This is a genomic window from Vibrio sp. 10N.222.48.A3, assembly GCF_041475345.1.
Classification (GTDB): Bacteria; Pseudomonadota; Gammaproteobacteria; order Enterobacterales; family Vibrionaceae; genus Vibrio; species Vibrio tasmaniensis_A.
On record NZ_JBFRVX010000379.1, the window covers coordinates 1 to 7,089 of the forward strand.

The 7,089-nt window shown below is 42.3% G+C and carries 6 protein-coding genes and 1 pseudogene; 4 read left to right on the top strand and 3 right to left on the bottom strand.

What is annotated here, in order from left to right; all coding sequences use genetic code 11:
• From AB4653_RS11735 to AB4653_RS11745, 3 genes and pseudogenes are all read right to left on the bottom strand, one after another.
• Positions 1-171: pseudogene (locus tag AB4653_RS11735) on the bottom strand (sugar ABC transporter permease); the annotation flags it as partial.
• Between the two features lie 37 nt (positions 172-208).
• Positions 209-1,492, bottom strand: a complete 1,284-nt coding sequence (locus AB4653_RS11740; protein WP_009847628.1) for a carbohydrate ABC transporter permease — start codon at positions 1,490-1,492, stop codon at positions 209-211.
• A gap of 127 nt (positions 1,493-1,619) precedes the next feature.
• Positions 1,620-2,864, bottom strand: a complete 1,245-nt coding sequence (locus AB4653_RS11745) for a maltose ABC transporter substrate-binding protein (protein ID WP_009847627.1) — start codon at positions 2,862-2,864, stop codon at positions 1,620-1,622.
• A 500-nt stretch (positions 2,865-3,364) separates the two neighbouring features.
• On the opposite strand from AB4653_RS11745, the gene AB4653_RS11750 reads away from it, so the two are divergent.
• The 4 genes from AB4653_RS11750 to AB4653_RS11765 form a co-directional block, all read left to right on the top strand.
• A complete protein-coding gene (locus tag AB4653_RS11750) occupies positions 3,365-4,396 on the top strand; it encodes a hypothetical protein (RefSeq protein ID WP_009847626.1) in 1,032 nt (343 codons plus the stop codon).
• Positions 4,397-4,433: 37 nt separating this feature from the next.
• Positions 4,434-5,474 (top strand): UDP-3-O-(3-hydroxymyristoyl)glucosamine N-acyltransferase, encoded by a 1,041-nt coding sequence (gene lpxD, locus AB4653_RS11755; protein ID WP_009847625.1) that lies wholly within the window; start codon positions 4,434-4,436, stop codon positions 5,472-5,474.
• Between the two features lie 98 nt (positions 5,475-5,572).
• Positions 5,573-6,055: a glycosidase gene (locus tag AB4653_RS11760; RefSeq protein WP_009847624.1), complete on the top strand. Its 483-nt coding sequence runs from the start codon at positions 5,573-5,575 to the stop codon at positions 6,053-6,055.
• A gap of 261 nt (positions 6,056-6,316) precedes the next feature.
• The coding region (locus tag AB4653_RS11765; RefSeq protein WP_372104224.1) for an ABC transporter ATP-binding protein at positions 6,317-7,089 on the top strand (773 nt) is incomplete at its 3' end.

A 7,089-nucleotide genomic window follows, 5' to 3' on the forward strand; every position in this document is an offset into this window, starting at 1 on the left:
GTAGTGGTCGAGCGTAAAGTCAATACTTGTGAAAGAAGAACTGAATAAGTTATTCCCTGTTTTGAATGAAGCTAGCACTGTCCAAATCACTGGTCCAAGTACTAATAATGCGTTGGCAATGAGAAATAGGTACACGACTAGGGTGCCTATTTTTCCAATGTATTTGTCCATGTTAATTAACTTATTCGTACTATTTAAATTAGCCATGTTACATACCTACATCGTCTTTGAATGACTTCATGCGGCTGAATTGCCATATCGCAATACCAGACAAGAACAAGAAGATAATGATTGAGATAACCGAAGCGATTTGATACTGCTGGAAGTCGAGCGTGAGCTTGTAAATCCAAGTGATCAAAATGTCGGTATGTCCTGCGAATCGATATTCAGGGTTGATAGGACCCCCTTCGGTTAACAGGTAAATCGCCCCAAAGTTATTGAAGTTATGGGCAAAGGTCATGACCAACGATGGGGCCACTTGGTGCAACACCATAGGCAGGGTGATTTCTTTAAATTGCTGGAACTTGCTTGCACCATCGACTTCACTGGCTTCATAAAGTTCGCTTGAAATGTTAGTCAGTGCCCCTGCAATAAGCAGCATAAAGTAAGGTGCGCCAACCCAAACACTCACCGCGATAACGGTAATTTTTGCGGTGAAAGGGTCTGATAAGAAGGCAATCGAATCAAAGCCCCACGAGTTTAACGTTGCGTTGACTGGTCCAATACCATTCAGTAGCAAGCGGAACATCAATAAGGTCACGAAAGCAGGAATGGCATAAGGGAGAATAAAGATAAAGCGCCATGCTTTTTTTGCTTTAATGTTTCGATTTTGTAGCGCAAGCGCCAGTAAAAAACCAAACCCACAAGTACATATGGTGGCAAAAAATGCCCACAGAACCGTCCAAGAAGCGACACCGAAGAAAGTGCTCGACCATATTTTCAGTTCAAATAGTGAAACAAAGTTTTTAAACCCCACCCAATCTACAAGGTTTCTTGGTGGGATATGATGAGGTGCCGAATAGTTAGTGAAAGAGACGAGTACCGTAATTATGATTGGTAAAATAATGAATGCGATACTGGCAATAAAAGCTGGCGATAGCATGATGAACGCGAACTTTTGGTCGTAAATGTCTTTAAATTGTTCTCGAAGGTTCAGTCGTGACTTAAGGCTGACTTTTGCATCTTGGACATTAGCGATGTACAGACAGATGAATAAGAAGCTGTAGAGTAGGGCTATGACCCCTTCGACCAACATAAAGACCGAGTTATCGCCCTGTAATATTTTAAAGCCTTCACGAACTTGAGCGACATCTCCTAAAGTGACTAAGCCTTTTAGCGAGGCCAACAGCTCCGGGAGAATCAACAATGTGATTAGCTGCATGGCTAAAAATACACCGCCTTTTATCCAATGACCTTTTACGATCTGTGTACTCCCCATAATAAGGAGTGAAGCGGGCATTCGCGATGCCGGCTGATTCTCTGTTAACAACATTGTTTATCTCTATTGTTTAGGTTGTCGTTATGTATTCGTTTTCTGGTCACGCCCTGAACTAGCGCTGTGGCTTTATGACACAGCGCATGAGCTAAGTCGCTTGTAAGTCGCGACGGGAGTTCAGAGGTTACTCTTGTAATTCTATTTGTTCTTCGATGATCGAAAGCGCACGGTCAAGAACAGAACTCGCAGGTTTATCGTTTACCCAGTAGTCTGTAATAGCACTGGCCATTGGTGACCAAATGAAGCCCATTTCAGGAATCGATGGCATTGCGTCTGAGTAGAAACCTTGCGTAATAATGGCGTAAGTGGCTTCATCGGCATCAACAATGATCTCTTCCATAACTGACTGGATCGGAGGGAGTGCTCTTGACATCTCATAGCGTTTTTTCAGCATCGCGTCGGAAGTAAGGTAGTCAGCAAATAATTGTGCGGCTTTCGGATACTCAGTGTAAGAAGACACAACCGCAAGACGAACAGTTGCAAAAGTGCGTGGTTGTTGGCCTGCTAATTTAGGCATAGGTACAACACCAAGATTTATCCCTGATTCTTGATACCCTTCGATTGCCCAAGGGCCGTCGATAATAGCGGCGACTTTTCCTTCATTAAATAAGCCACGACGTACTTGCGGGTTGCGCATATCAACTGGATTTGAATTGTTGGCCACTTGCAGGGTTTTCATTGCTTCTAAGCCTTGTTGGGCTTTTTCAGAATTGATGCCGATGTCTTTTGCATCGGTACCGTTATTACCAAATTCGTATGCGCCGTAAAGCGTGACAAACATACGAGACTCGTAATAGTTCTGTATGTCCCAAAGCAGTGCGTATTTATGCTCTTGCTTATTGTTGAAAGTTTTTGAAAATTCAATAATTTCTTCAAAAGTTTCAGGTGCTTTAGTCAGTAAATCTTTATTGTAGAACAGAGCGGTAGTGGCGAAGCTAACTGGGAAGCCATAGCTCACCCCTTCAGCTTGAGACGCATTAATCGCATTTGGCATAAAAGTATTCGAGATACGTTCGGCAGATACCAGATTCTCCATCGCCCCACCTGCCACGACTAATCGCCCCAATAAGTCATGTTCAATCTCGACTACATCTGCCACGCGAGCAGAGCCGCCATCCTGAATCAAACGAGAAGCGGCATCGATAGGCGCTAACCCACGGAATGAAAAATCAATATCGTATCCTAACTCCTTATTAAAGGACTGAGCGGCGTACTCCATGTAGTCGAGTGTTGTTTTGTCGGTCCAGATTAACAACTCAGCCCCATTTTCTGGCTGAATTGTGTCTGCGTTTGCATCTGCTGCAGCCGTTAATGTACTGGTCGTTAACGTTGCCGCCATTAAGGCTGCCGCGAATAGATTCTTTTTCATTCCTGAATTTTTCATACTGACACCGCGCTATTTAAAATCATAGTAGTCGTTCGTTAAGTACTACTATGTTATGTCTCGCCGACAATATGTCAACATTACCTGGTTAAAATACCAGCGTATTTGTGACAGTTATCACCTTCTGTTTGTGCTTTTTACATCTGGTAGCTATAGGGTTTTATGTCTTGTTTATTGGGGGTTTTAAACGGTGCTTTGTTCATTTTGATACTTAGATTAATGAAAAGCCTACCGTTTGTGATGGTGATCAATAATCTCCGCAGTCAAGGGTGATTGATCTCTCATTTCTAAATTCAATAGGAAGCAAAACATTTATAATTCTAGAACAATAAATAGGCGTTCATTACGGACGACTATGTTTTTCTGGTTAAATGTTGCGAAATCAGCAAGCCTATCAAGAGACACAGTGGATAGATAAAGAGAAACAGTGAACAAAAATAACCCTACAAATAACAACAAATGATTCAGTGAAGAATCAATAAGGAATGACCGTGAAAAAAACATTATTGTCTGTAGTGATCACCAACACTCTACTTATTAGTGCTGGCGCTTCGGCTGCTGATGACCGAACTATGTCTCCAAGTGATATCTTTTTTTATGACGCTTTAAAATTTGGTGGGCATGTTGGAACATCGATTGAAGTCGAAGAGAAAAACATCACTGATTTTGCATCATGGGGTGGTGGCAAGTCTAAAGAGCGTACAACGACTCATGAAGTGTTTAACGTCTTCTATAACAACGCTGCGTGGAATGCGACCGCACTTTACGCGTTCAAACTTGAAAATCGTAAGAAAAAGAAAGGCGCATACGCAGAAACAGAAAATGGATATAAGCACTTATTATCATTAAATAAAAGTTTTCAGCTAGGAAATGGTTGGGGAACGGGCTTGATCTATGAGTTGGAATATACAAAGGGTGATATTGTTACTTCTGCGAAAGTAGACGGCTTGAAAACCACGAAAGCTGAGCACAGTATTCGTCCATACCTTACGTACTGGAATAATGAATATTCAGCGGGCTTCTATTCAAACCTAGAGTACCTATACAACGATTCAGATAAGAGTGCTTGGGGTTCTCGTGAAGAGGAAGGTTACAGCCTCTTATTTAAACCTTACAAGCGCTTTGGTCAGTGGGAAGTTGCAGCTGAGCTCTACTATCAAGTTAAAGAAAATAAAGCGAAAACCGGAAACGGTTCACTCAATGAAGCCAGCGATTTCACCGAGATGTATATTGAACCAATCGTTCAGTACAGCTTTGAAGAAGCCGGCACTATGTACGTTCGTGCTCGTATTGGTGAAAACGAAACGAAACATACAGACGGTTGGGCAAAGAACGAAACTTTCTTCAAAGATATTCGTAAGGCAACTTTAGGCTATGAGCAAGCAATTGGCGACGATTGGTTGGTAAAAGGCGAACTTGAGTGGGCTAAAGACACAGAGACCTTCTCTAAGCTGAAAGGCGAAGAGAAAACTGTAGAACAAGAAACAATGTACCTACAAGCGCTTTACCGCTTCTAAGTGGTATTAATCACAACTCAAATGACAGAGTAATATTATGATCAAAGTTTCAGATATCGCCCAAATCGTTGGTGGAAAAATTGAAGGTGATAACACGGTAGAAATATCGAAGATTCGCCCAGTTTCCAGCGTAGAAGAGGGCGGCTTAGCCATTGTCTTTGCTAAAGCCGATTTAAAAGGGCTATCTGAAACTTTGGCTGATGTCATTGTTGGGCCAGAAGCCGTTTTACAGACTAAAGCAAAAACAAAAATCGTGATTGAGAAGCTCGAAGCTGAGAAGCTCAATCAACTAATGCGTCATTATAAAGTTCAAAAATATCAATTATTTGATCAAGGGAATACATCAGATACTCCCGATGTTTATATCGGAAAGCATTGTCAAATAGGTGAAGGTTGCCATTTCATGCCCGGTGTTAAAATCATGAACGGTGTAACAATCGGCAATAACGTTGCAATTCATGCCAATACAGTCATCAAAGAAGGCACTGTGATTGGTAACAATGTCACCATTGACTCTAACAACTCCATTGGTAATTACAGCTTCGAATACATGACCGGGCACAACACCCGTTATGAACGCGTGGAAAGTGTGGGTCGAGTGATCATTGGTGATGAAGTTGAAATTGGCTGTAATAACACCATCGACAGAGGCACTTTAGGCGACACCGTTATTGGTCGTGGAACCAAAATAGATAACCTAGTGCAAATAGGGCATGACTGCAAAATAGGTCAGCATTGTTTACTGGTATCTCAGGCTGGTTTTGCGGGCCACACTACTTTGGAAGATCATGTCATTGTACATGGTCAAGCCGGTACCGCAGGGCATCTTACTATCGGGAAAAACTCCGTTATTAAAGCCAAATCAGGTGTGAGCCACTCTTTCCCTGCCAATAGTGATCTGTTCGGTTATCCGGCGAAAGATGCACGTTCTTATTATAAAAACTTAGCCGTATTGAACAAATTAACTCATCAAAAAAACAGTAACCCCCGTCCAAACTCTAAATCGTTAGAACTTGATACAGACAAAAGATCGGTGGTACCGAAAAAGAGCTTAATAGCGAGACTATTTCGTTTATAGGTTGCCGAAGCGAGAGCTTTAAAAAATTAAAGCCCTAACTCGCGATGACTAAAACGGAATAGAACCCTACATATATAAAAAATAATAAGGAAATGACAATGAAACGTACTCTACTTGTAGCCGCACTTTTATCTTCAGCGTTAATGGGCTGTGCGAGCACAGCTGACACGCCAGCAGCTGATCAAATGAAAGCAACAGGTCCTTTCGCCGATTGTAATCTCGCCACGGTGGAAGATCGCGGGCCAATTCGTCCTTCACTTTATGTTATAGGCACTTTCCCTGATGGTCAGTGGATCCACATGGAAAACCGTCAAATGTCGCATAAAGGCAAAGGTATTTACCAAGTGGTAAGCGAAGAAAAAGCGGGCAACGTAAGTTTGCAGTTCGCAACGATGGGCTGGTCTCCACAATTTACCGCAGCTGGCATGTCGATGACGGCAGGTTATGAGAAAGCACTAAAACGCGGTGGCTTTGCAAAAAACACAACCGTTAATATTCCAGAGGATGGCAAATATTTATGGAGTGTTGAAATTAACGAAGATAAGAAGCCAGTTCGTGCATTGGTTAAAGCGTGTAAATAAGCGATGTAGCCAACCGATGTAGCACCGACATAACCCACTCTATATCACCATTTATAACCACGCTGTATAACACCGTTTATAAACTCGTGGTTGACGCAGTGATACAGATGAAAGGTGCTCTGAATATCAGAGTACCTATGTTTTAAACATAAACCCTAAATGATTAACGTTTACGTCTTTTTAGCCAGTAACTTGAGAGCTCCAGTCACTGGCTAAAAAGATTTTTACCTATCAAGATTTAACCCGTATTCGGAGTTTCAAATGGCAACAGTTAACCTGCGTAAAGTAGAAAAACAGTACGATAATGGTTTTAAAGCCGTACACGGAATTGACTTAGATATTCACGAAGGTGAGTTCATGGTATTTGTTGGGCCGTCTGGTTGCGCCAAATCTACCACATTACGAATGATTGCTGGCTTAGAAGATATCTCAGCAGGGGAAGTGCGTATTGGCGATAGAGTGGTGAATGATTTAGCGCCTAAAGAGCGTGGTATTGCCATGGTATTCCAAAACTATGCGTTGTACCCACACAAAACGGTCTTCGATAATATGGCCTTTGGTTTGAAAATGCAAAAGCGACCAAAAGAAGAGATCAAACAACGCGTAGAAGATGCCGCTGAAAAACTAGAAATTACTGATCTCCTGTATCGTAAGCCTAAAGAAATGTCGGGTGGTCAGCGTCAGCGTGTCGCGGTGGGACGAGCCATTGTTCGTAAACCGGACGTATTCTTATTTGATGAGCCTCTATCCAACCTTGATGCCAAACTACGTGTTTCGATGCGTGTGAAAATCGCACAACTACACAAGTCTCTTAAAGATGAAGGTAACCCTGCGACCATGATTTATGTCACGCACGATCAAACGGAAGCTTTAACTTTAGGCGACCGAATTTGTGTATTAAATCAAGGTAACATTATGCAAGTGGACACGCCGACCAACTTGTACAACGCACCACAGAACAAGTTTGTGGCGGGTTTTATCGGCTCCCCAGCCATGAATTTAGTGAACACAACCCTACGCAAGTTAGGTGATGA